This is a genomic window from Leptospira mtsangambouensis (genome assembly GCF_004770475.1).
Classification (GTDB): domain Bacteria; phylum Spirochaetota; class Leptospiria; order Leptospirales; family Leptospiraceae; genus Leptospira_A; species Leptospira_A mtsangambouensis.
The window spans coordinates 1,304,274-1,328,135 of sequence record NZ_RQHK01000017.1; the positions used below are offsets into that span (position 1 = coordinate 1,304,274).

Below are 23,862 nucleotides of genomic sequence, written 5' to 3' on the forward strand. Positions count from 1 at the left end.
AAATTCCAACCTGAACCGCCCAAAAAAACCGCACGAATCCGAGAAATTTTTGATAAAAAGATTGAACAAAATTAAATTGTGCGCAATCTAAATGATAAAGACTTAGGGAGAAAATACATGTCAGAAGAATTTTACAAAATTAAAGTGAAACGCGGATCCGAGGAAGTTCCTTTGGAGCAGTTCAAAGACAAAGTCCTTTTGATTGTGAATACTGCAAGTGAATGTGGTTTCACCCCTCAATACAAAGGGCTTCAAGAAACCTACGATCGTTATAAAGGAAAAGGATTGGAAGTTTTGGCATTCCCGTGCAACCAGTTCGGTCAACAAGAGCCAGGAACAGATGCAGAAATCAAGTTGTTTTGCGAAAGAACGTTCTCAACTACATTCCCAATTTTTTCTAAACTAGAAGTGAATGGACCAAATACTGATCCACTCTACCAACATCTTAAAAAACAGGCACCAGGGATTTTTGGTTCTGTAGACATTAAATGGAATTTTACAAAATTCTTGATCGACAAACAAGGAAATGTGGTCAAACGATACGCACCTATCACGAAGCCCGAAGATATTGAAAAGGATATCGAAAAACTTGTCCAAGCTTAAGAATCCCACAGATGAGGTTCTTCTTTTGAAGAACCAAATTTGTTTTTCTTTATATTCTTCCATGCACCGTTTGATGAAGATCTACCGCCCACTTCTTGCGGCGGTGGGGCTTACGTATCCGCAATACCTCGTGATGTTGGTACTTTGGGAAGAAGAGAAAATGACTGTGAGTGGACTTGGAGAACGGTTGCAGTTGGACTCTGGAACACTAACTCCTTTGTTAAAGAGATTAGAACAAAGTGGGTTTGTAGAGCGTAAAAGAAGTTCTGAAGATGAACGAGTAGTGGTTGTGTCTCTTACAAAAAATGGAAAACATTTACGCGAAAAGGCAAAGGACATACCTGAACAGATTTTTTGTTTGTCAGGGATCGAAGAAAACCAAGCAATCCAACTGAAAGCAATTTTAGACGAACTCGGCCAAGCTTGAAAGAAAACAAAATTTCTACCAATAATTTTCGGCTTTATTCTTGACGTTGGACCGACTCCTGAAAAGGATCTAACATCGTTTAGGTTCATTTCCATTCTTTCCTGAGAAAGTGAAGGTTCATCACATATGCCGAGACTCATTTCGTCACTTTGCTTTTTCGTCTTACTATCTATAGTTTCTTGCAAAAATCCATTTTCTGAAAATCCCTGCGATCCCAAAGGACAGAAGTTTATAGACAGTTTACTATTAAAGTGGGCAATTTCGGATAGCAGCGCCACTTGCGGTAAAGTATACCTCCCGACAATCCCCAAAGAAATTTTAGAATATTCGATTCCTAGTTTGGGAGTCACGGGGATCATCAAAGGGAATCAGATTGTCATTACTTCCGAAACCATTGTTTCGATTTCATCTTATGTTGCTAACTTTAAGACAAGTGGTGTATCTGTTTCGGTCAATGGTGTCCCACAAACGACTGGAGTGACTTCAAATGACTATAATTCTCCACTGAAATACGTTGTGACGGGAGCTGATGGAAGTATAAATGAATACACTGTACAAATGGTGGCTCCTCGCGTTTTAGGTTCTGGTTCCCTTCGGCTTTGGTTCAAAGCAGATCAACTAACACTAAATGATGGAGATCCGATTTTGACTTGGTCCGATGTTAGTGGTTATGGAAATCATATTGTTCAAGCTTCAGCACCGACTGTGCATACACTTTATAGAAAAGGTCAAGTCAATGGATACCCAGTAGCTGAATTTAGAAGTGTAAATGTTTCAAGGATGAATTTATCCGGTGGAGTTGGGTTATATGTTACTAATAGTGGAAGCGTTTTTTTTGTAATGAAGTTAGTCAATACGATTACTGGTGGGGTTACTTTGATCAATATACATGGCGGCCAAGGAAGAGAGATTTCTATAGATCATCCAATTTCCTCATATCTCGTATGTCGGAATGGTGCAAGTTGCGCTACAATTTCAGCTTTACCAATTCCAAAAAATGATTTCCTTGCGATAGGTTCAGTGCAAGTGCTGATGACTTCTGGTCGAGAGTATTGGAATGGTAGTTTAAAAGGACAGGCTCCTATCTCGTATGATTATGCTGGTGGTGATACTCCAAATTCTATTTATTTAGGCAATGGAAATCTTGATGCTGACATTGCAGAAGTATTATACTTCAATACGGATCTTTCGGATGCAGATGTAGGAAAAGTTTTCTTTTATCTCAATACAAAATATGGGCTTTCACCAAAATAAAAAACCAAGTTAGAATTATTTTTTAGTTAATTAACCAAAACATGAACTTTCTTCAATAAAAAATGCGGAGATCCAAATTTGCCTTCACAAACCGACAAACATGTGATATATGGTAGCCATTGGGTGGCGGGTGGATAACCCCACCCAGTTCGATTAGGGCGGGGATCTCTACCATCCGATCCCCCAAACACCCCCAATCCTACTTGCCCACAAATCCCTAACCTCCCATCTTGAACCAATGGATCTAAATACCATCAATCTCAAAAGGTTCCATCTCCACTATTTTAGTTACCTATTTCTTATATTCATTCTAAGTCTTCCGTTAACTGCTGGTTTGGTGGAGGATGGATATCGTCTGATTTTTTATTTCGGTGGTGCCATGTCCTTTGCCATCCAAATGGCCATCTTGCAACTTCGCTTCCTTCCTAGAAAAATTCCCGCATTGTCAGAGTCAGGGTTCCCTTTTTTTACGGTATTTCTCTCCTTTTTTCTAAATCTAGGCATTTTGACTGCTTTACAGGTCTTAGAGTACCCTTTTGAGGCAACTTCTGGATTTTTAATTGCCTATTTCGTCCACCTTCTTTTCCTTGTATTTGCGAGCTATTTCAGTGGAAAATAAGTCTAAATATCGGTTTTTTTTATCATTTTTATTAGTTTTTTCCCTTAGTTTTACGAATGTTTTTGCAAACGATTCGGAAGGGCACGGCTCTGAAGAGGGCTTCGATTTCAGTGAAGTCATGGCACACCACTTGGGTGATGCTCCTATCTTCCCTCTCAACTTTGGTGGTACGATTGTTACAGAAGGACAACATGGTTTTGATGCCGAAAACCACGATGTTTTCGTGAACCATGACGGCGTAAAATACCATTATGTAGGTGGACTTGACCTCCACATTACAAAACGAGTGACCATGATGTGGATTGCTTGTTTCTTTATGTTCCTCGTTTTTATTCCAGCAGCCAATTTGATTTCAAAAAACCCTAAAAAAGTTCATAATAAATTCACATCGGGTGTAGAGGCTTTCGTTAGTTACTTAAAAGAAAATGTTGTGGATGCATCTCTTGATCACCACGGCCATTCTTACTACCATTACATCTTCTCTTTGTTTTTCTTTATCCTTTTCTGTAACTTGTTTGGCCTCATCCCATCTGTGGGGGAACTAACTGTTGCCGCTTCTGATGCTCTTGTGGCAGTCGGGGCAGTGGATCACACACCACATTCTCTCCATACATTCGGAGAAATTTGGTCAGGAATCACACCTACAGGGGACATCAGTGTCACTCTGTCTCTTGCATCTATTACACTACTTACCATCTACGGTACTGCATTCTCTTATCAAGGAATTTCCTTCGTAGCGCATGCGGTTCCTAAGGGAGTTCCACTCCCACTCTGGCCATTAATGTGGGCCTTAGAGTTTATCGTCACACACATTGCACGTTCTTTTGCGTTAACCATGAGGTTACTTGCCAACATGACTGCGGGACACGTAATGATCCTTGCGTTACTTGGGTTTATTTTTATGAGCGAAAGTTGGCTCATCGCACCTGTATCTGTTCTCAGTTCGGTGCTCATTTACTTTTTAGAACTACTTGTAGCCTTTTTACAAGCGTTCATTTTCTCTCTGCTCACAACCGTGTTCATCGGAACTGTGATGCATAGACATTAACATTGGTTTTATTTATATTATAAAACACACAGGAGTGAAACGAAAACAATGGAATTCGGTTTAGGATACATCGCAGTAGGACTCGCAGCAGGACTTGCATTACTTGGAGCAGGAATCGGTATTGGTAGAATTGGTGGATCAGTGGCAGAAAGCATTAGCCGCCAACCAGAAGCAGCGGGAAAGATCCAACTCGTTCTTTACGTAGCAGCGGGTATGATTGAAGGTGCAGCACTTTTCGCAGTGGTAATCGCTCTTCTTATCGCGCTCAAACTCAATGGCTCAATTGACAAAACAATTGGTGCTGGTGCCACAAAAGTAGAACAAGGACAATAGTCTTGGTTATCCTCGCGGCTTCCGGCTTCAATTTGCTGAAAGTCAATCCGGGTCTGGTCATCTGGACCCTGGTCACTTTCTCGGTTGTTGTCTTCGTTCTTAAAAAATTTGCATGGGACAAGATCCTTCATGCTCTCGAAGAACGTGCTTCCGGCATCCAAGGCGATATCAACAAAGCAGAAACCCTTCGTGTAGAAGCAGAAAAGTCTTTAAAAGAATACAAAGACCAACTCTTCAAAGCGACGGAAGAAGCTCATAAAATTGTAGATGAAGCTAAAAAAGATGCAGTTGCTCTCCGCACAAAATTGACGGAAGAAGCACACAATGAAGTGAAAGGCATTAAAGATAACGCAATTCGCGAAATTGATTTAGCGAAGAGCAGAGCTTTGTCTGAAATGCAAAACCAAATTGTGGAAATGTCCGTTCTCATCGCGAGTGAGATCTTGGAGAAACAATTGAAGAAGGAAGACTATGCTTCCTTTGTCGAAAAAGAGATCGCAAAACTCGATAAACTTAAAATCAAATGAGTCTGAACCAAATTTCAAAGGTTTACGCAACGGCACTTTTGGAGTTAGCTCAGGAAGCTAACTCACTTGAGTCAACAGAAGAGGAACTTTCAAGCTTAGTTGATGTTTTCTTTTCTGATGAATCAATTCGCCATTATTTCCTTTCTCCATTAGTTGATCCTTCTGAGAAAGAAAGAACTGCAGAAAAGTCAGTTCAAGGGAAGGCATCAGAATTTGTTGCCAACTTCATTACACTTGTGGTTCGCAAGAATCGATTCCTTTACCTCAAGGATATTTTGGAAGATTATAGAACAGGAGTGGACCGACTTAAAAATCGTAGTTCTCTTCGCATTGTTTCCAAAGATTCTCTTGGCAAAGAAGCTGTAGATCGAATCACCAAGTCTATCTCTTCCAAGTTCGGACGCGATCTTCGTGTCACAGAACAAACGGATCCAGCCCTTATCGGTGGATTCAAACTCTTTATAGACGACTTTTTAATCGATGCCTCGATCCGTGCAAAACTTGCCGGAACCCGCGAGGCTCTCCTCCAAAAGAAAATCCCAGTCGGAGCATTTGAATGAAAATTAAAACAGACGAAGTAACGTCGGTACTAAAACAAGAAATTAAAAACTTCAAAAAAGACCTTCAAGTTGAAGAAGTCGGAACGGTTCTCGAAGTAGGGGACGGGATTGCGAGAGTTTACGGACTCACTAACGTAATGTCAGGAGAGCTTGTTGAATTCCAAAACGGAGTTCGAGGACAAGCCTTCAACTTAGAAGAAAACTCCGTAGGGGTTGTAATCTTTGGTGATTATATTAAAATTGAAGAAGGTTTTTCCGTTAAACGTGTTGGAAAGATCTTCGAAGTTCCAGTAGGACCAGAACTTCTCGGTCGCGTTCTAAACCCACTCGGGGAAGTGATCGACGGAAAAGGACCTCTGAACGCTAAAAAAACAAGACCGGTTGAGTCTCCAGCTCCTGGAATCGCGATGAGAAAATCGGTTCATGAGCCAATGCAAACAGGTATCAAAGCAATCGATGCAATGATCCCAATTGGACGTGGACAAAGAGAGCTTATCATCGGTGACCGTGGAACAGGAAAAACTTCCATCGCAATCGACACCATCATCAACCAAAAAGGGAAAGGTGTGATCTGCGTTTATGTAGCGATTGGACAAAAAGCTTCTACTGTTGCTTCCACCATCGAAATGTTACGCGAAAAAGGTGCTCTTGAGTATACGATCATCGTATCTGCAAACGCATCGGAACCTGCACCAATGTTATACATTGCACCTTACTCTGGTGCGACAATGGCTGAATACTTTATGTATGAAGAAGGAAAAGCAACACTTGTTGTGTATGATGACCTTTCGAAACAAGCCGTAGCTTACCGCCAAATGTCACTCCTACTTCGTCGCCCACCAGGTCGTGAAGCTTATCCTGGGGACGTATTCTACCTTCACTCTCGTTTGCTTGAAAGAGCAGCGAAACTCGATGATAAATTCGGTGGTGGGTCTATGACAGCACTTCCTATCATTGAAACACAAGAAGGGGAAGTATCTGCCTACATTCCTACAAACGTAATCTCCATCACTGATGGTCAGATTTACCTTCAATCCAACCTTTTTGCATCGGGCCTTCGCCCTGCGGTGGATGTGGGGATTTCTGTATCAAGGGTTGGATCTGCTGCGCAAATCAAAGCGATGAAAAAAGTAGCGGGAACTCTCAAGTCTGACTTGGCTCAGTTCCGTGACTTAGAAGCGTTTGCACAGTTAGGAACAGAACTTGACCCAGTAACTCAAGCTCAGCTTGATCGTGGATACCGAGTTCTTGAAATTCTAAAACAACCAAACAACTCTCCATCTCCAGTAGAAGAACAAGTGATTTCCATCTTTGCTGTAACAAAAGGATTTATGGATACAATTCCTACTGCAAAAGTTAGAGAATTTGAATCTTTCCTTTTGAAAACGATGAGAGAACAACACACTGAAATTTTGGAAGAAATTAGAACTGCCAAAGAAGTAAAACAAGAAGCGGCTCTACAAAAAACAATCAAATCGATTGTTGAACATTTTCTAGCAAAGAATAACTAAGGGGAAAGATCTTGGCGACACCGCGTGAGATAAAAAAGAGGATTAACTCGGTTAAAAATACGAGAAAAATCACTCGAACCATGGAGATGGTCTCCACGGCAAAGGCAAAAAAAGCCACTAACAAAGTGAATGCGGCGAAACCATACGCTGACTTAACACGTGAGTTAGTATCTTCTTTGTCTAGCCTTGCTGGGATCATTCACAGCCCTTACTTAAGGAAGCCGGACAAAATCCGTAAAGTTGCTATCCTTGCAATTGCCGCAAACCGTGGGTTATGTGGTGGTTTTAACTCCAATCTTCTTCGTATGGTCAAAAACCGTATCGAAGACTTGAAGTCAAAAGGTGTGGAAGTAGAAGTTCACGCAGCAGGAAAAAAAGCCATTGCTTTCTTTAAATTTGCAAAGATTGAGTTGGTAACAACACATACCAATATTGATGACAAAGCGGGCAGTAAAGAAGCAAACGATCTAGCTTCTTACTTTATGGAACGTTTTGCAAATGAATCAGTGGATTCTGTTGAAATTATTTCCACTCATTATTATTCGGCAGCAACTCAATCTCCGGAAATAACAACTGTTCTTCCGTTATCTATGGAAGATACAAGTGCCAAAGGTTCTTCTGGTCCGGAAGTATTGTATGAACCGGATCCAAAAACAATTTTGGAAAACCTTCTCCCAATGGTGATCAAAACAACTTTTGTTAAGATCATTTTGGAGTCGGTAGCTTCCGAACACATTGCACGAAGAGTGGCGATGAAAGCGGCGACAGACGCAGCAGGTGAGATGATCAAACTTCTAACCCGCGGTTACAACCGAGTTCGTCAGGCAAAAATTACACAGGAAATTTCAGAAATCGTAGGGGGAGCGGAAGCCATCTCCTAACAAAGGTCTTTCGGAGTATATATGAATAAAGGTAAAATTAAACAAATCATCGGTTCGGTAATGGACATCAGTTTTGATTCCGGGAATATGCCTGAGATCTACAATGCTGTAGAAATTCAATCGAAAGTAAACGGCAAAGACGTAACAATTACAGCAGAAGTGCAACAACACATTGGAGACAACACAGTTCGTGCGATCTCCCTTCAATCCACTGACGGACTAAAAAGAGGATTAGAAGTTGTTGATACAGGAGCTCCCATCTCTGTTCCAGTAGGAACAAAAACTCTTGGTCGTATCTTTAACGTACTCGGTGAGGCAATCGACGAACTCGGTGACCTTCCAAAAGACGTAAAAAAATTACCAATTCATAGAAATGCACCTTCTTACGAAGAAATTAAACCAAAAACTGAGATCTTTGAAACAGGGATCAAAGTCATCGATCTTCTTGCTCCTTATATCAAAGGGGGAAAAACAGGACTATTCGGTGGTGCTGGGGTAGGGAAAACCGTTCTCATCCAAGAGCTCATCAACAACATCGCAAAACAACATGGTGGTTACTCTGTGTTCGCTGGTGTGGGTGAAAGAACTCGCGAAGGAAACGACCTTTGGAACGAAATGAAAGAATCTGGCGTAATTGACAAAACAGTTCTTTGTTTTGGCCAGATGAACGAACCACCAGGTGCTCGTCTTCGTATCGCACTTTCTGCTTTGACTATGGCAGAAAACTTCCGTGATGAATCCGGATCAGACATCTTACTTTTCGTAGATAATATCTTCCGTTTCTCTCAAGCAGGTTCCGAAGTATCGGCACTTCTTGGTCGTATGCCATCTGCGGTAGGATACCAACCAACTCTTTCTACTGAAATGGGTGGATTACAAGAGCGGATTACTTCTACGGTTCGTGGTTCCATCACTTCGGTGCAAGCGATCTACGTTCCTGCCGACGACTTAACTGACCCGGCTCCTGCAACTGCGTTTGCTCACTTAGATGCGACAACGACATTATCTCGTGCCATTTCTGAAAAAGGGATTTATCCTGCTGTGGATCCACTCGATTCCACTTCACGAATCATGAACCCACAAATTGTTGGGGAAGATCACTACAACACAGCTCGTGAAGTACAAAGAATCCTTCAAAGATACAAAGACCTACAAGATATCATTGCGATCCTTGGTATGGACGAACTTTCAGAGGATGACAAAATCCTAGTATCTCGTGCTCGTCGTTTGGAGAAATTCCTCTCTCAACCGTTCCACGTAGCAGAACAGTTCACTGGTCGACCTGGAAAGTATGTAAAATTGGAAGACACGATTCGTTCCTTCAAAGGAATCATCGAAGGTAAGTATGACACCCTTCCAGAACAAGCATTCTATATGGTCGGATCGATTGATGAAGCAATCGAAGCGGCGAAACAACTCAAAGGTTAATTCGGATGAGTAAAGAACTGACTTTAACAGTCATCTCTCCTGACAAAATCCTTTACCAGGGCAAGGCAGAATCTGTGATTTTGCCTGGTTCTGTCGGTTATTTTGGAATTTTACCAGGCCATGCAACTCTTGTCTCCCAACTCGATTTTGGGCTGATCAAATTGCATACTGCTGGAAAAGAGTTCCGAATCGCCATCGATGGAGGATTCTGTGAAGTGAGAAATGACCAAATCAGAGTTCTCACCGAAGGTGGGGATTCTGAAGACGATTTGTCCCATGACCACGCGGTAGAACTCCTCGAGGAAGCGGAAGCCCTTCCCATTTCCAAAGACAAAGAAATTCTACTAAAGAAAGCAAAAGTTCGCATTTTACTGCACGAACGTTAATTTTTTTCCCCCCTTCTTGCCGAAAATAAACCAGAGGGGGATTTCCTTTGGCTATAGATTGGATTCGACGTTCCGTATTGGTAACGATACTATTTGCCGGATTCTTTTACTTAAAGGAAAACCCTGATTTGCGAAAAAGAATCTATTCTGAAGAGCCGATTCGTGTTAGAATTGAGGGACCCGTATTGAATCCCGGATTTTATTCATTGGAAGCGGGTTCAAATGGAAAGGATTTGATTGAAATGGCGGGTGGATACTTACCCGGAGCGCAAATCAAAATGGAGGACAGTATCTTGGAACAGCCGTTAGAGGATGGCCAGGTACTAAATTTGGGAAAACGGTAATCGAGGCGAATGGCGGATCAAGAACAGAATAAAAACGAAGATCTAGAAAACATCGAACCTATACTCGATGAAGACTCGTTTTCTTTGGATTTGGATGATTTTGATATGGGTGATGATGATTTGGATGTTTCACCTGGAATCGAAGCCCCAAACCTAGATGATATCTCTGCTTTTGATGATGAAGATGATTCCATTTCGGACATGGTTGCTTCCTCCGATTCCTATGATGATTTATTAGATATAGATTTAGATTCTGACTTAAATTTACTTGGGGAAGAAGACCCCATTTTGCATGATGAAGACATTCATGCTGATTTTTCTGACTATGAAGAAGAGTCAGAAAACCAAAAACCCAAAACTCCCACCAAACAAACACATAACGATATTGATGATGAAGACCTTGAATTAGAGTTCGATGATGATTTGATCGATCTGGATAAGGAAATTGAATCAATTCTTAATGGTGAAGATGGAATTCTAACTTCTAAAAAATCCAAACAGGATTTAGAAGAGGAAGAAGATGGCCCAATTTCCCTTTCTCTAGAAGAACTAGAAAACATCACTGGAAATTTGGAAGAGGAAGATCATTTAGGGGAACCAGAACGTCCTCAGTTTGAAGAAGAAGATCATCAAAATGATCTAATCGATGAACAATCTGATCTTGATTTAGATTTAGACGATTCGGAAATTGATACAAACCTTACGTTCGATGAAGAAGGTAAACCACAGTTTGATTTAACCGATCATGATGAAGATTCGTTTATACCTAAAGATGATTTAGGTCCTGGAAATGAAGAAGAGGACAGTGAATTCAAACCTCTTGTGGATCCAGAAGAAGAAGAATTATTTGGTCAAAACAAAGAAGACGAAAATCTTACTTTATCTGATGAAGAACTTGGAAGTATTCTTGGAGCAGGTGGAGAAGCCAGTTTAGAAGAAACATTAGGTTCTGAAGAAGAATTTTTAACATCAGATGAAGAATCAGAGTTACCAAGTTTCTCTGATGACGACAGTGGATTTGATTTGTTAGGTGGAGAATTTGAAACACCTGAAGAAGAACCTACTTTGCAAGAAGAAGAGGATGAAGGTCCTCTTACATTATCTTTAGAAGAGTTAGAAAATATTTCTGGCGAAGCAGTTGAAGAGGAAGAAGAGGGCTATGAAGAACCAACTTCCGACATCTTAAACGAAGAATTAGAAGATGAATCCATTACCTTAAGTCCAGATGAATTAGGAAATATCATTGCGAGTGATCCAATCGAAGAGTCTGATGATTCTGTAAATTTGGATATTGAAGAAACCGATGAATTAGAAACAGATCTTGGTGATGACTTTGGTTTTGATTTAGGAGAAACCGAATCAGAACTTGAAGAAGAAAGTTCTCTCGAAGGTCTTGAAGGCCAGATGGAAGGATTTGAATCTTCTGAGGAAGAGGAAGAAGGTCCGATTGCTCTTTCCATGGAAGAATTGGAATCCATTGCTTCTGCTTCTGATACGGAAGAAAGTTCAGAAGAAGAGCTTGTTGATAGTTTTGATAGGGCACCACTCCCATACGAAGAGGAACTGACTCCAAAATCCGATTTGATGGCAGAAGATGAAGAAGACGAATCCATCGCTTTATCGATGGAGGAATTAGAAAACATTACTGCCTCTGAAGAAGAAGATGTGGAAGAGGAAGATATCACTCTTTCACCAGAAAGTTTAGATGAAATTCTTGGTGAAGAACTTCCTGGAGAAGGATTGGATGATATTGCAGATCTTCCAATCGAAGAAGAATTTTCTTTATCCGAACAAATTGATGATGAAGATAATCTAGTAGAACATGAAGCCGAAATGGATTTTGGTGATTTCACTTCTGATTCGACCGTTGATGATAGTTTTGATTTATCCGTTCCTGACTTATCAAAAGAAACAAGAACACCAACCCTTGCAAGCGATGACTCAGAAGAATTTGAAGTTGATCTAGATGAATATGCAATGGAGGGAAAACTTTCTCCATTGGAAGAACTCCGTAAATCCGATGTTTCTGCGCCAGAAGAAAAACGATCTTCCGCAGAAAACGCGTTTGCTGATGCAGGTGGTGAAAACCTATCTGTTGGAGATCGCAAAAAGGTTCTAGGATATTTAGACAACCTACTTGGTAATCTTCCTGATGAGGTCATCAGAGAGTTCTCGAAATCACAATACTTCGAGTTATATAAAAAAATGATGAAAGAATTGGAGTTATAAAGTGGGACTTCTCGATAGAGCCGAAGAAATTAAAAAGACTTCGGGTTCCCAGACTCCAAAATCGCAAACAAATTCCCAAGACAAGCCGTCTTTATTGAAAAAGGCAGAACACTTTCGAGAAGAACCTGAATCTCCAATCATAGACTCGGTTCCAATTGCAGATTCCGACTCAGAATGGTTAGACGATAGTTTTCCAGATACTCTTGCTACAGAAATTGGTGATCTTCCAAATCCCGATGGAGAAGAAGAGTTTGATCTAAGTGATATACCCGAGTTGACCGACGCCGACTTTGGTGACTTGGCGGATGAAGAATGGGATGAAAACCCTCTCCCACAATTAGAAAACGATTTAGAAAATGGTCCGAATGATTACCAACCAATCTCAGACGAAGATTCCGAGTCTTTAGTAGAGCCAGATTTAGATTTTGATTTGCCTACCGATGAAGAGCCATTACCTGAACTTGAAGCTGAATCTCCAGAAACACCGGAGCCAACACCAACTCCTGAATCAACAAAGGCAAACGAACCAGAGTTTGGTGATGATTTAATTGATCGTGATTATCATGATGATATTGCAGAACCCGATGCCCCACTTCCAGAAGTAAACATTTTTGATGAGTGGGAAAACGATGCAAAAAGAGAAGCGGCCAAACAGCCGTTAAGACAAACAAAGGATGATCCAGCTCCGATCGGCGAAGATGTATTATTTGATGATGAGTCTGACTTTGGAACTGCACCAATGTCTTATCATCTTGCTTCCAAAAAACGAATCGAAAATTACCAAGCCATCTTTGAAATCACAAAGGAAATTGCTTCTTCCAAAGAATTTTCTGATTACTTTGACAACTTAGTTTATAGTTTAATTGGACAAGTAGGTTGCAATTCAGTTGTTGTTTTAACTTCTACAAACCCCAAAAATCCGAAATGGGAAGCTGTCGCTGCACAAGGAATTCCATCTAAGGATTCTTGGTATCTTTCTCCAAACGATGAAATCTATTCCCGTATTTCTGATTCTGAAACTGTTATTTATGCAGGTGAATTTAAATCGTCTCGTTTGCCCAACCGAGAATTGAATTTATTAAATGAAATGGGTTCTGAAATCCTCGTTCCCATTCGGCACGGTCAAAAGTGTTTTGGAGTATTGTCTCTTGGTAAACTGATCAATGGGGAAGAGTATATCACCGATGATTTAGAATTTGCGAAAATTGTTGGTGATATCGCGGGTTCAGTATTTGAAAGAGTATCTGAATTTGAGTTGATGAATGACAATTTAGTACAGGCAAAAGAAGTCATTGGAATCAATGAATCTGTCTTACAATCTGCAAGAGAATTCGCCCGTGTACGTAAAATGGACGAAGCCTATGATCTTCTTATTGATAACATTAAAAACAAATTGGGCGTAAAACAGTTTTCCTTTTTGGTCTTGGATTCCGAAACAAGATCCGACTATATCGTGTTTGGTTCTAATTTTATTTTGCCAGAAAGAGCCAAAGATTTTAAACTCAGTAAGGACTCGGATATTGTAGGGATGGTATCCAACGTTCCTGGTGTTTATAAGTTAGAAAATTTTAGAGAAGACTCGGAGCTGAAATCTATTTTTACAAATGATGAGTTAGGGATTATGAGCGAGTTTACCATCCTTCCCATCATCAATCTCAATTGGCTTGTGGGAATGGTAGTTGTCCATTCGACTAGTACTGCCTGGACTGACACAACAAGGGATGTTGCCGTAGCTCTTCTTGAAACTTCTGCTCCTGTATTTGCAAATCTTTTGATCCTACAAGAAAAAGAAGCATTGTTTAGAAACCCATTCAACCCTTTAGAATCTCGAATTTTAAGCGAGATCGAAAAATCATCTCAGATGAATTTAAATTTTACCGTTTCTTTATTCAAAATTCAAAATGTATCCAGAATGGTTCATTTGGTAGGGGCTGGAACATTCGCTCGTTATGCGGATGTTCTTCGTAAAACAATGATGGATCATATCGGGGAATTGGACTTTTTTACTAGAGTTGGGCAAGGAAAATTTGCAATGGTTCTTCATGGAAAAGACAAAGAAGAAACCGAAGTAGTCATCAAAAAAATCAAATCCTCTTTTGCAAAAAAAGAAGAAGCCATCATTGGTTCGTTTCGTGCCACTTACCGGGTTCTAAATTTGTCTTATCCTGATGATACCAAGGACAAAAATCAATTTTTGGAAATGGTTGAAGAAGCCTAAGTAACTTTGTGTTATTTAATTCGATTTCTTTTCTTTTTCATTTTATATTCTTTTATTCAATTTACTATTTCGTTTCTAACCGAATTCGAAAGTACCTACTTCTTTTCTTTGGAATATATTTTTATTCGCAGTGGGGAATTAAACCCACCATTTTACTGCTAACTTCCGTAATTTTTAATTACTCTTTGGCAAGATACCTTGCGAATGAGTTGGGTCAAAAACGTAAGGTAATATTTATATTTGGTGTAAGTGCAAATTTACTCTATCTTGCCGCCTTTAAATATTTTGTGTTTGTTTGGCAGTTGTTTTCTGATTTAAAGATTAGTTTTGGTTTTCCTGGAGTTATTTGGAAACCTGAAATTATTTTACCAATTGGAATTTCTTTTTATACATTTCATAACATTAGTTACTTAATTGAAGTTTATGACAAACGAATCAATCCTACAAAAAACTTTTTCACTTTTGCAATTTATGATTTGTTTTTCCCGCTTTTACTGCTCGGGCCAATTGAAAGACCAGGAAATCTAATCCCACAAATAGAATCGAAACAAACCATCACCAAAGAAAAGATATGGAATGGCATTTCTTTATTTTTATGGGGGGTTTTCATTAAATCCACAATCGCTGATCCATTTTCCCGGTATGTAGAAATCCATGCTCCGTCTTTTGAATCTTTGGAACCTGGAATTTTATGGATTGTGGCACCAGTCATTGCTTTTCAAGTGTATGCGGATTTTTTTGGTTACTCCCTTTGTGCTATGGGTCTTGCGGAGATGATGGGCTTTCAGCTTATGAATAATTTTAAAAGGCCATTCTTTTCTTCGAATCCATCCGAGTTTTGGTCCAAATGGCATATCTCTCTTTCAACATGGTTACGGGATTACGTCTATATTAAGTTAGGTGGAAATCGTCATGGTTTTCTTCGGGAAAATACAAACTTAATGGTGGTTTGGTTTCTTGCCGGAATTTGGCATGGAGCAGGTTACGGATTTGTGATTTGGGGAATTTATTTGGGATTATGTTTGGTTCTCTATCGCTGTCTAAAACATTACGGTTTGGTGAAGGAGAATATAGGTTTTATATCTCTTTTCGGTGTCTTTTTTACTTTTTATAGTTTTTCAATGGGCTTGTTACTATTTCGTATCCAGTCTCCTTTTGAAACAAAGTTAATTTTACAAAATTTATCTTCTTTTCCAAATCTTTCTTCCATACCTTTGATGATTCTTTGGACAGCATTGCCATTAATTCTTTTTGATTTTTGGCAGGAAAAAAAAGATACAGACCGTCCGAACTTTTTTATATCCACAAAGCCATATTCATTTCTTTTTATCTTTTTCTTTTTGTTCCTTTGGTTTTCATTATTTTCTCCGTTTGGAAAACAGGATTTTTTCTATTTTCAATTTTAGAATTCATTATGAAATTACGTTTGCTTTTTATCACCTTATTGGCTATTTCCCTTTTTATGCATATGACAGAAGAATGGATCATTCAGTTCTGTGAGACAACTTCTGTTTATTGGTATTTTGCAAATGAACGTACGATTCGGACGAAAGCAAAGGTTCTAGTTTTAGGGGACAGTCAGATTGTTAGTGGGATTTCACCTGAGACAATTGCAGAAATCGAAGGACTGTCTAAAGAGGAAATTTTATACCTACCGAAACCAAGCCAACAACCGGAAGGAATTCTTTCCGATTCTTTAGATGTTGTCTACAAACTACCTAAACTAAAGAAAGTTTATGTAAATTTATCTCCCTTAAATACGAGTAAAAACTCAGTCACCGATGCAAACAGACAATTGTTTTATTCCTTTGGAAATTTGTCCAAATATACTATCACACATCCTTTGCTCAGGAAGGCATACTTTTCTAACCTAACAGATTTGAGCTGGAAATTGATTGTTAAGATTTTTCCATATTTTGGCCTTAGTTCAAATATCAATCGTTTGGTGTATGATCCGGCTGCACAAAATGATATCTCAAGAAGAAAACAAGAGTATTTATACATTCAAGATAGTATAAAAAACAAACAAGGTGCTTGGGTATGGAAATCGATAGGTGAAGATCCCACATTATTAGAATCAGAAGTTTTTCCAAATTTAAATACTCAGATATTAGCAGGAAAGCGGGATTTATCCATTCAGTTGTGGTTCGAATGTGTTCGCCTTTGGGAAAAACAAAATTTAGAGATAGTATTCCTTCGGATTCCATTTTCACCTAAGATGGAAAAGGATATATTGAAAACAGATGCGAACTTAGTTGCCGATGGGTTTTTTAAAACGATTTCGGCAGATCCCAATCGAAAGAATATAAAAGTTTTAGATTTTAAATCTGTGTTTTTAGATGAGTATCAGTATTTTGCTGACTTAACACATCTCAACCAAAAAGGAAGAGATGCGTTTTCTGTAATTTTGAAAAGAGTACTATTTGATCACGCCCACTCGTCTACCGAGGGCATGTAGGTTGACTCCCCAACCAAGTCCAAAAAATTGTTTTGGTGTTAGGATTTCGTCTGTACTTGGGTCCCAAATATCTTTTACAAATGCTTCTGCTGAAATTTCAGTTCCGTATGGGATTCCCCAAAAATTTTTATCTTCACCGTATGACATGAATCACCTCGCTATTTAGCCAAATCTTACGATTTAGAGGATTCTACCATAGTATAAAATTCTTGGAAATGGTAAGCGGAATCATGTGGGCCAGGGCAAGCTTCTGGATGGTACTGGACTGCCATCACAGGAAGGCCTTTGGTTTTTAGACCAGCAACCGTATGATCGAACAAATTGATCCTTGTGATTGGCATCTCACTTGTTGACTCACCAAGAACATGGAATCCATGGTTTTGGGATGTGATTTCAATTTTTCCAGTTTCTTCGTTTCGAACAGGGTGGTTTCCGCCGCGGTGACCAAACTTCAGTTTGGCTGTCTTTTTTCCGAGAGCCAAACCGATGATTTGGTGCCCTAAACAAATTCCAAACAGAGGCTTTTTTGCATCCATAATTGTTTTTGCAGAAGAAATGGCATAATCCAAAGGTGCAGGATCCCCTGGCCCATTGGATAAGAAAAAAGCATCAAATCCTTCTTTTAATAAGTCTTCTGCTTTGGTTTTGGCAGGGAATACATGAACGTTGAATCCTGCTGCGTCTAGAAGTTTGAGGATATTTCTTTTGATTCCGTAGTCATACACAGCAAGTTTAAATTTGCTAGGAGAGTGAGCACCAAATACATATGGTTTTTCACAAGTGACCACTTGAGCAAGGTCTTGTCCTTCCATGGAAGGTGCGTTTTTCACTGCTTCTAAAAAAGAATCTTCATAGGTTTCGCTAATAAAAATCCCACAAGACATTGCACCAGAGTTTCGAATAATGCGTGTTAGTTTTCGTGTGTCTATTCCTTCGATTGCCGGAACTCCAAACCGAATCAGAAACTCACTCAGAGTTTCTTTGGATTGGAAGTTGGAAGGTCGTTTGACATATTCTTTGACAATCAGTCCAGAAGCCTGAATCTTATCCGATTCCATATCGTCTGGATTGATACCGTAGTTCCCGATCATGGGATAAGTGAGGGTCACGAGTTGGCCTTTGTAGGAAGGATCAGTGATGATTTCCTGATATCCCGCCATAGAGGTGTTAAAGACTACCTCACCAATCGAATTCTTATTTGCACCGAAGGATCGGCCCTTCATGACCGTTCCGTTTGCTAAAACCAAAAAAGCCTGCATCCAGTCCATTCCAAAGAAATGGGCCCTAATGACGAACAAAAATTCATCAGTCTTTTCGGTAATAACGTTTTATCCGATCGTAATGGTAGTCTCCGTTGATTTCTACTGTTTGCATTTTTGAAAGTGCCTCTGCCATTTCCCTGGCAAGTCCAGGTTCAATGGTCAAATAGGAGCGTTTCCCCCTGACCAAATAAACGATTTGACCAGTTTCCCCATCGGCTTCAATGACCTGGCCTTGGATTCTTTTGGACTGAGGAGAAGGGGAACTAACAGAAACTTGGTATTTCTGGAAAATATGAAGCCGGCCAACACATAACCAAACATCGGAGGTGGGCGAAAGTTGTGTTGCCTTTCCTTCAATATGGCGTTTTTCGAACGGTTGGTTTCCGAGACCAAGCCTCATGGTTTCTGCATCACAATGGATGGTTTTTTCTCGGAGGTTGGTTTGGTCGAGGAATCGGAACTGTGGATCTTCACCAGATGCTTCCCAATGCACCAATTCGCCTGAAAAACGAATCACCTTTCGTTCCAATCCAAACCGTTCGGTCGAAAACAGAACAAAAAGCAAGAACAATCTGCAAATAAGGAAAACTTGTTTAGACGGCATTAGACTCATTCGATTTACCACATTTAACACAATTTTCGTTTAAATTTAACAATTTTATTTGACAAATCCTAGAAGAACGACTAGTTTCATTGCAATTGTCGGTATGAACGACTGCTCACTTGCATTCGTTTGTCCACAGGTACGAAAAAAATTCAGGAAACAACTCACTAAGGAGTAATCATCGCATGCTGAAATCTCTACGTTTTGGAATGATGGGGTTCTTACTTTTGTGCTTAGCTGGTAGCTTAAGCGCACAAACAGGTCCTCGTTCTTATTTTATGATCGGTCTTGGAGCTCAATTTGACCTTGCTCAACTCGGTGGAACCATCACAAAAGATGGTCTCGATTCTGGTCAACCTAGACTCCGTGCAGACGGAACCGCTTACGGAACACCACAAAAAGCAATCTACGCTGAAAACACTCTCATCAGTTTGAAAAGAACAACTGGTGGTGCAATCGGTGCAAAAACAAACGGAGCTATGGTGGGTGGTAACATCAACGTAGGTTACGAAAAAGAAGGGGTTTTTGGAATCAATAGCCTTTTCTGGAGAATCAACGTAAACTATACTACCAAAATCGCTGGTGGTGATACATCTTCAACTGTAATGGGTTACAAATGGTTAGACCAAGAATGGTCTTATACTGCTTGGACTGTTCCTACTTACCTAGGAATCAAACTTTACAACGCTGCTAACGACACTGCTGTTTACGTTGGTGCTGGTGTGAACTACTTCCAAGGATGGTGGGGAGTTTCTGGAACAATCAACAACCCTGGACTTCAAACTTTTGCTCCGGGAGTTCTTGGACCTGGTGGTTCTTTACTTGGTGACGCTCCTACTTCTGGAATCCACAAAGAAAACGTACGTTTTGGTGCTAGCGGAATCGGCTTAAACTGGTTAGTGGGTGCACAAACAAAAATCACTGACAAAGGTCACCTTTTCTTCGAATTGGAAACGATCCTTTCTGCAGGAATGGGAGTTGGTGGTGTTGCTTCACTTGGTGGTGCTTCTGCTCTTGCTCCTTGGGTTGCATACCCAGTGGTTATCGGTGGACAAACTTACCGCGTAGGTTACAAAATCGAAATCTAATCAGTCATTTACTGATTTTATCAAAAGCCGGTGTTGGATTCCAACCCCGGCTTTTTTTATTTCATGAGTAAGGTGATAAATTCTTTATCTTTCGTGGTAAGAGAATTTGTTTCGTGAGTAAACAACTGCAATCGAAGTCTGTTGTATACATTCCAAATTTCTGCATGGTGGTCAATTGATTCAGAAACCAAGGCTACTTTTGTAATAAACGAAAAGGCTTCTGTGAAATTACGAAATTCTTTTTCCATTTTTAAGAAAGGAATCCCATCTTTTGTATCAAGTTCCCATTCTTTGTAGGTATCTAAGAGACTTTCAATTTCCTTTTCAGAAAGATTCGTTGGTTTTTCTCTCATGGTTTCCCCTTCCGTTTATGAAAAACAATTAAATAAAGTCCAAGTAGAATCACTCCTCCTCCAACTAACTTTTGCAAGTCTAATGGTTCATTCATAAAGAAAATCCCAACAAACATTAAAAAAATTGGTTCAATTAGTAATGTTGCATTGAGTTTGCTAATCGGTAAAAAATTATGCGCTTCAAAATAAAAAGCTCTACCTAAAAAATAACCTAATAACGAAAAAAATCCTAGCATAACAATGATTGGCAACTTAGGAATTAAAAAAGAACCAATACTTAACGAATATAAAAAGAAAAACACACATAACAAAAACAATCGCAAATAAGCATACTCGAGGCCAAGAATCTCGGGAATGTATTTTTTGATCATATAGCTTTGGATAGCAAATAAAAATGCGCTAATCAAAATACAAAACGCAGATAAAAGATTAATCTGACCTTCTAAAGTGGAAATTAAATAAATTCCAACCATCGCCAGTACAATGCCAAATACTTCGCGATCTTTAAAACGTTCTCCTAAAAACACAACACCCAAAATCACATTGTATAAAACCGTTGTTTTGATGAGGATTGCCGCGGGACCAAGATCGGTTTGTTTGAGTGCATAATAATACAAAACAATTCCCATCGCATTGGAAAAGGTACCAAGGAGTAAAACCAAACCGTCTCTTTGGATTGTGAGGATTACTTTTTTTCTTCGTTTAGAAGAACTCAGAAAAAATGGTGTGACCGCTAAAAAAGCAAATCCAACTCCAAATAAAGCTGCCATTTCCGGAGCCAAATTGTATCTACGAAAAAGTTCTTTAAAACCAATTACTTCGAAAGCAAAGAATACTCCCGTTAGGAAGACAAAAAAATATCCCTTTTTTTCGTTACCAGTCAATGGGTTCTTTTCCTTGTGAATGTAAATACTCGTTTGTTTTGGAAAAATGTTTGTTTCCTAAAAATCCTCTGTAGGCAGAGAGAGGAGAAGGATGCGCCGATTTTAAAATCAAATGTTTGTTTGGTGGGATTAAAATTTCTTTTTTCTGCGCGAAGGATCCCCATAATAAAAATACAATATTGGATTTTTTCTCAGCAAGGATTTTGATCGCAGCATCCGTAAATTCTTCCCAACCTTTATTTTGGTGAGAACCTGCCTTGTCTTTTTGTACAGTCAGAGTGGCATTCAGAAGAAGAACACCTTGGTTTGCCCAATGAGTTAAGTTTCCTGATTTAGGAATGGGTTTTTGCAAATCATCCGCGATTTCTTTAAAGATATTTTGTAAGGATGGTGGGAAGGGAACTCCGTCATTGACGGAAAAACAAAGTCCATGTGCTTGCCCAGGGCCATGGTAAGGATCTTGGCCAAGGATCACCACTTTGACTTTGTCAAAAGGACAAGAATCAAATGCATTGAAGATTAATTTTGCCGGAGGAAATACAGTAGAAGATTTATATTGATCTCTTACCCACTCGCGTAAGTTGGAAAAATAAGGTTTTTCAAATTCATCTCTCAGGACTTCTTTCCATCCCGACTCAATTTGTACGTCTTTCATTTTTTCCCTCCGAATGAAAGTATAATACTCGTAAGTCGATTCCTCCATGAGTGACATGAATCGTTTTTTTTGAAAAACTTCGAAGTTCCCTCATACAATCACTCCATTTTTCTTCCGTAGGACAAAGGATAAAACCAATGAGTTTGGGATGATTTTTTGTGAGTTTTAAAAGTTCTTCTAAACGTTTTCCAATCTTGGAATAAAGTTTTTCTTCGGGTCCAGTTCTTTCGTGTTTGCGGAGTCCGTAAGGCGGGTTCAAAGGCAAAAAGTAATGAGAAAATTCTGAACTTCCCTCCGGTAAAACAGGAAAGGTTCTTAAAAAATCAGAAATACTATGATCCCAATCTGAAATTTGGATTATTTTTCTCCAACGCCTGAACTCTTCTGACCAATAACTCTCTAAAGCTGGGTCTGTATCTTGGATGACAATGGGAGTGGATTCAAAAGCTTTTGTTGATAGTTGTTCTTTTTGTTTCCTTTTGAAATGTTCGAAAGATTTTTCGGGAAACAAATTGAGTTTAAAAAATATAAAATCCCTTGGTAAAGAAAGAAGAGAAATGTTTTCTTCCTGTAACGCCCATTCGGTGGCAAAAGTCAATGTGCCTGCAAACGGAATATACAAAGCATCAATTTCTTTTTTAGAAACTAGAAAGATTTCAAAACATTGTTGGATTAGAATCTGGCTTAAGTCTTCTGGGATAGGAGCACTGGTTGGAAAATTGGCTTTGATTCCTCTTTTGTATCCTGGTTCTCCAAGTACAGAAAGAGATACAGTAATTTCATCTTCAAAATAACTGATATGTAAATTTTCTTTAATTTCATAAAACTTTGTATTTGAATCAGAAAACAATGGTTTAGCGATTGTAACAGCTTCTGTTAGGATTCTATCCCATTCTTCTTCCCTAACCTCCGAAGACTTGTCCCAGTCTTTGGTGCGTCCAATGACTAGTCGAACATCTCTTAAAAAAAGACCATTAAACAGGAGATAGGCGATTTGATGAGAGTTTGTGTTTTCTAGTTTTATTTTTTCAGAAAAAACGCGTATGTTGGGTTCAGGTTGGTTGGGTAAGGGAACAGAATTTAAGATCTCTTTTATTTTTTCACCCACCCAAGAGGCAGTTCCAGGAGAAAAATACACCTCCCAACTTAGGGCAGTTCCGTTTTGTGGTTTGCGGATTCTAAATTTCCAATTCATCTTTTCCTTGCTCTGGACCTTTCGTTCGAAACATTGTCTTCTATATGTCCAGGATCTTCACTCCGGAACTCTTTTTGGTGATTGCCGCCATTCTTTGGGGTGGAACCTTTGTGGTCATCAAACTTGCACTGGATTCGGTGCCTCCCTTCTTATTTTTAGCGGTTCGATTTTGGCTCGCTGGAATCATTACATTGTTTCTTTACCGAAAGACTTTATTCTCCAAGGAAAACCGTCGGTGGGACTACATTCTACCGGCTTTTTTTGTGGCATGTTCGGCTCTTTTGGGTTATGCCTTCCAAACCATCGGCCTTGTTTATACCACTGCCACGCAGTCTGGATTTATGACAGGAGCTTATGTTGTATTTGTTCCTTTGCTTCAAATTGCCATTGAACGTCGTCTGCCATCAGGACGAACTTGGGTTGCGGTTTTAATTGTAGTGATAGGGCTTTTTATGATTTCACAAAATGGGAAATCTTATGATGAAATTCTTGGGTCTATGGAATTTGGATTTGGTGATGGACTCACTCTCATTGGTGCTTTTTTCTTTGCGACTTATATTATACTCATTGATATTTTTAGTAAAAAAATTCCGACACAAATCCTTGTATCTTTTGAAATCCTTTTGATTGCGATTGTATCCACTACTTTGTTTCCAGTGGAATCAGTTTTTCTAAAACAAAAAATATCGGTTCAGTTTGATATGAAATTTTGGATTGGAATATTTTACACATCCGTTTTTGCTACGATTTTTACAACCCAGATCCAAGCTAGATACCAGAAGGCAGTTCCCCCAGCGAGGGCAGGTTTACTCTATAGTTTGGAGCCTGTATTTTCCTTCTTTCTCGCTTATTTAGTATTAGGTGAAAGGCTAGGTACTGTCGGAGCTATCGGTTCAGGCCTTACTCTTTTTGGAATTGTATTTTCTGAATTAGGAAAGTGGAACCAAAGAGAAGAATAACGAACCATAACGTGTTTTCGCTATGGTTCGTTTTGT

The 23,862-nt window shown here is 39.5% G+C and carries 26 protein-coding genes; 19 read left to right on the top strand and 7 right to left on the bottom strand.

Annotated features, from left to right (window positions below):
• Nucleotides 1–117: 117 nt before the first annotated feature.
• From EHR01_RS18655 to EHR01_RS18735, 17 genes are all read left to right on the top strand, one after another.
• Nucleotides 118–603 (top strand): glutathione peroxidase, encoded by a 486-nt coding sequence (locus EHR01_RS18655; RefSeq protein ID WP_135697144.1) that lies wholly within the window; start codon nt 118–120, stop codon nt 601–603.
• Nucleotides 590–1,030 (top strand): MarR family winged helix-turn-helix transcriptional regulator, encoded by a 441-nt coding sequence (locus EHR01_RS18660; protein WP_135697145.1) that lies wholly within the window; start codon nt 590–592, stop codon nt 1,028–1,030. The genes EHR01_RS18655 and EHR01_RS18660 overlap by 14 nt, the downstream gene beginning before the upstream one ends.
• 339 nt (nt 1,031–1,369) lie before the next feature.
• Nucleotides 1,370–2,284: a hypothetical protein gene (locus EHR01_RS18665; protein WP_244310190.1), complete on the top strand. Its 915-nt coding sequence runs from the start codon at nt 1,370–1,372 to the stop codon at nt 2,282–2,284.
• 238 nt (nt 2,285–2,522) lie between these two features.
• On the top strand, nt 2,523–2,903 hold the full coding sequence (locus EHR01_RS18670) for a hypothetical protein (RefSeq protein WP_135697148.1): 381 nt from the start codon (nt 2,523–2,525) through the stop codon (nt 2,901–2,903).
• Nucleotides 2,872–3,951, top strand: a complete 1,080-nt coding sequence (gene atpB / locus EHR01_RS18675) for a F0F1 ATP synthase subunit A (protein ID WP_425269999.1) — start codon at nt 2,872–2,874, stop codon at nt 3,949–3,951. The genes EHR01_RS18670 and atpB overlap by 32 nt, the downstream gene beginning before the upstream one ends.
• Before the next feature lie 48 nt (nt 3,952–3,999).
• The gene (gene atpE, locus EHR01_RS18680) at nt 4,000–4,284 is read left to right on the top strand and encodes an ATP synthase F0 subunit C (RefSeq protein WP_002975055.1); all 285 of its coding nucleotides are present in this window, start codon (nt 4,000–4,002) and stop codon (nt 4,282–4,284) included.
• 2 nt (nt 4,285–4,286) lie between these two features.
• A complete protein-coding gene (locus tag EHR01_RS18685; protein WP_135697152.1) occupies nt 4,287–4,811 on the top strand; it encodes a F0F1 ATP synthase subunit B in 525 nt (174 codons plus the stop codon).
• Entirely contained in the window at nt 4,808–5,371 is a 564-nt protein-coding gene (gene atpH, locus EHR01_RS18690; protein ID WP_135697154.1) for an ATP synthase F1 subunit delta, read from the top strand. The genes EHR01_RS18685 and atpH overlap by 4 nt, the downstream gene beginning before the upstream one ends.
• The gene (atpA, locus tag EHR01_RS18695) at nt 5,368–6,882 is read left to right on the top strand and encodes a F0F1 ATP synthase subunit alpha (protein ID WP_135697156.1); all 1,515 of its coding nucleotides are present in this window, start codon (nt 5,368–5,370) and stop codon (nt 6,880–6,882) included. The genes atpH and atpA overlap by 4 nt, the downstream gene beginning before the upstream one ends.
• 11 nt (nt 6,883–6,893) lie before the next feature.
• On the top strand, nt 6,894–7,763 hold the full coding sequence (gene atpG / locus EHR01_RS18700; protein WP_135697158.1) for an ATP synthase F1 subunit gamma: 870 nt from the start codon (nt 6,894–6,896) through the stop codon (nt 7,761–7,763).
• 21 nt (nt 7,764–7,784) lie between these two features.
• A complete protein-coding gene (gene atpD / locus EHR01_RS18705) occupies nt 7,785–9,191 on the top strand; it encodes a F0F1 ATP synthase subunit beta (protein WP_135697160.1) in 1,407 nt (468 codons plus the stop codon).
• Between the two features lie 5 nt (nt 9,192–9,196).
• Nucleotides 9,197–9,577 carry an ATP synthase F1 subunit epsilon gene (gene atpC, locus EHR01_RS18710; RefSeq protein WP_004784107.1) on the top strand — a complete coding sequence of 127 codons (381 nt, stop codon included), beginning with the start codon at nt 9,197–9,199 and terminating at the stop codon, nt 9,575–9,577.
• 128 nt (nt 9,578–9,705) lie between these two features.
• Nucleotides 9,706–9,921, top strand: a complete 216-nt coding sequence (locus EHR01_RS18715; protein WP_244310191.1) for an SLBB domain-containing protein — start codon at nt 9,706–9,708, stop codon at nt 9,919–9,921.
• A 9-nt stretch (nt 9,922–9,930) separates the two neighbouring features.
• A complete protein-coding gene (locus EHR01_RS18720; protein WP_135697163.1) occupies nt 9,931–12,150 on the top strand; it encodes a hypothetical protein in 2,220 nt (739 codons plus the stop codon).
• Nucleotide 12,151: 1 nt separating this feature from the next.
• Nucleotides 12,152–14,368 (top strand): GAF domain-containing protein, encoded by a 2,217-nt coding sequence (locus EHR01_RS18725; protein WP_135697165.1) that lies wholly within the window; start codon nt 12,152–12,154, stop codon nt 14,366–14,368.
• A gap of 8 nt (nt 14,369–14,376) precedes the next feature.
• Nucleotides 14,377–15,774, top strand: a complete 1,398-nt coding sequence (locus EHR01_RS18730; RefSeq protein WP_208721807.1) for an MBOAT family O-acyltransferase — start codon at nt 14,377–14,379, stop codon at nt 15,772–15,774.
• Between the two features lie 8 nt (nt 15,775–15,782).
• Nucleotides 15,783–16,826: a hypothetical protein gene (locus EHR01_RS18735; protein WP_135697167.1), complete on the top strand. Its 1,044-nt coding sequence runs from the start codon at nt 15,783–15,785 to the stop codon at nt 16,824–16,826.
• Here EHR01_RS18735 and EHR01_RS18740 read toward each other — a convergent pair.
• The 3 genes from EHR01_RS18740 to EHR01_RS18750 are packed head-to-tail and all read right to left on the bottom strand — an operon-like array spanning nt 16,788 to nt 18,605.
• Nucleotides 16,788–16,973 carry a DUF5808 domain-containing protein gene (locus EHR01_RS18740; protein ID WP_004787592.1) on the bottom strand — a complete coding sequence of 62 codons (186 nt, stop codon included), beginning with the start codon at nt 16,971–16,973 and terminating at the stop codon, nt 16,788–16,790. The genes EHR01_RS18735 and EHR01_RS18740 overlap by 39 nt on opposite strands.
• 26 nt (nt 16,974–16,999) lie before the next feature.
• Nucleotides 17,000–18,085 (bottom strand): glutamine-hydrolyzing carbamoyl-phosphate synthase small subunit, encoded by a 1,086-nt coding sequence (gene carA, locus EHR01_RS18745; protein ID WP_135697469.1) that lies wholly within the window; start codon nt 18,083–18,085, stop codon nt 17,000–17,002.
• A gap of 46 nt (nt 18,086–18,131) precedes the next feature.
• Nucleotides 18,132–18,605, bottom strand: a complete 474-nt coding sequence (locus tag EHR01_RS18750; RefSeq protein ID WP_244310192.1) for a hypothetical protein — start codon at nt 18,603–18,605, stop codon at nt 18,132–18,134.
• Between the two features lie 272 nt (nt 18,606–18,877).
• On the opposite strand from EHR01_RS18750, the gene EHR01_RS18755 reads away from it, so the two are divergent.
• Nucleotides 18,878–19,780: a porin OmpL1 gene (locus EHR01_RS18755; protein ID WP_135697171.1), complete on the top strand. Its 903-nt coding sequence runs from the start codon at nt 18,878–18,880 to the stop codon at nt 19,778–19,780.
• Nucleotides 19,781–19,836: 56 nt separating this feature from the next.
• Here the strand turns inward: EHR01_RS18755 and EHR01_RS18760 are convergent, their stop codons facing one another.
• The 4 genes from EHR01_RS18760 to EHR01_RS18775 are packed head-to-tail and all read right to left on the bottom strand — an operon-like array spanning nt 19,837 to nt 22,867.
• Nucleotides 19,837–20,133 carry a 4a-hydroxytetrahydrobiopterin dehydratase gene (locus EHR01_RS18760; RefSeq protein WP_135697173.1) on the bottom strand — a complete coding sequence of 99 codons (297 nt, stop codon included), beginning with the start codon at nt 20,131–20,133 and terminating at the stop codon, nt 19,837–19,839.
• Complete coding sequence (locus EHR01_RS18765) at nt 20,130–21,017, bottom strand: DMT family transporter (RefSeq protein WP_135697175.1); 888 nt, start codon at nt 21,015–21,017, stop codon at nt 20,130–20,132. The genes EHR01_RS18760 and EHR01_RS18765 overlap by 4 nt, the downstream gene beginning before the upstream one ends.
• Nucleotides 21,007–21,672, bottom strand: a complete 666-nt coding sequence (gene ung, locus EHR01_RS18770) for a uracil-DNA glycosylase (protein ID WP_135697177.1) — start codon at nt 21,670–21,672, stop codon at nt 21,007–21,009. Before ung ends, EHR01_RS18765 begins: the two co-directional genes overlap by 11 nt.
• A complete protein-coding gene (locus EHR01_RS18775; RefSeq protein ID WP_135697179.1) occupies nt 21,653–22,867 on the bottom strand; it encodes a hypothetical protein in 1,215 nt (404 codons plus the stop codon). Before EHR01_RS18775 ends, ung begins: the two co-directional genes overlap by 20 nt.
• Nucleotides 22,868–22,911: 44 nt before the next feature.
• Between EHR01_RS18775 and EHR01_RS18780 the strand changes: the two genes are divergently transcribed.
• Nucleotides 22,912–23,826: a DMT family transporter gene (locus EHR01_RS18780; protein WP_135697181.1), complete on the top strand. Its 915-nt coding sequence runs from the start codon at nt 22,912–22,914 to the stop codon at nt 23,824–23,826.
• The last annotated feature ends 36 nt before the right edge of the window (nt 23,827–23,862 follow it).

Coding starts and splice junctions, on each gene's coding strand:
- EHR01_RS18655 (WP_135697144.1), top strand. CDS start 118: ATGTCAGAAGAATTTTACAAAATTAAAGTGAAACGCGGATCCGAGGAA.
- EHR01_RS18670 (WP_135697148.1), top strand. CDS start 2,523: ATGGATCTAAATACCATCAATCTCAAAAGGTTCCATCTCCACTATTTT.
- atpE (WP_002975055.1), top strand. CDS start 4,000: ATGGAATTCGGTTTAGGATACATCGCAGTAGGACTCGCAGCAGGACTT.
- atpH (WP_135697154.1), top strand. CDS start 4,808: ATGAGTCTGAACCAAATTTCAAAGGTTTACGCAACGGCACTTTTGGAG.
- atpA (WP_135697156.1), top strand. CDS start 5,368: ATGAAAATTAAAACAGACGAAGTAACGTCGGTACTAAAACAAGAAATT.
- atpD (WP_135697160.1), top strand. CDS start 7,785: ATGAATAAAGGTAAAATTAAACAAATCATCGGTTCGGTAATGGACATC.
- atpC (WP_004784107.1), top strand. CDS start 9,197: ATGAGTAAAGAACTGACTTTAACAGTCATCTCTCCTGACAAAATCCTT.
- EHR01_RS18720 (WP_135697163.1), top strand. CDS start 9,931: ATGGCGGATCAAGAACAGAATAAAAACGAAGATCTAGAAAACATCGAA.
- EHR01_RS18735 (WP_135697167.1), top strand. CDS start 15,783: ATGAAATTACGTTTGCTTTTTATCACCTTATTGGCTATTTCCCTTTTT.
- EHR01_RS18740 (WP_004787592.1), bottom strand. CDS start 16,973: ATGTCATACGGTGAAGATAAAAATTTTTGGGGAATCCCATACGGAACT.
- carA (WP_135697469.1), bottom strand. CDS start 18,085: ATGCAGGCTTTTTTGGTTTTAGCAAACGGAACGGTCATGAAGGGCCGA.
- EHR01_RS18755 (WP_135697171.1), top strand. CDS start 18,878: ATGCTGAAATCTCTACGTTTTGGAATGATGGGGTTCTTACTTTTGTGC.
- EHR01_RS18760 (WP_135697173.1), bottom strand. CDS start 20,133: ATGAGAGAAAAACCAACGAATCTTTCTGAAAAGGAAATTGAAAGTCTC.
- ung (WP_135697177.1), bottom strand. CDS start 21,672: ATGAAAGACGTACAAATTGAGTCGGGATGGAAAGAAGTCCTGAGAGAT.
- EHR01_RS18775 (WP_135697179.1), bottom strand. CDS start 22,867: ATGAATTGGAAATTTAGAATCCGCAAACCACAAAACGGAACTGCCCTA.
- EHR01_RS18780 (WP_135697181.1), top strand. CDS start 22,912: ATGTCCAGGATCTTCACTCCGGAACTCTTTTTGGTGATTGCCGCCATT.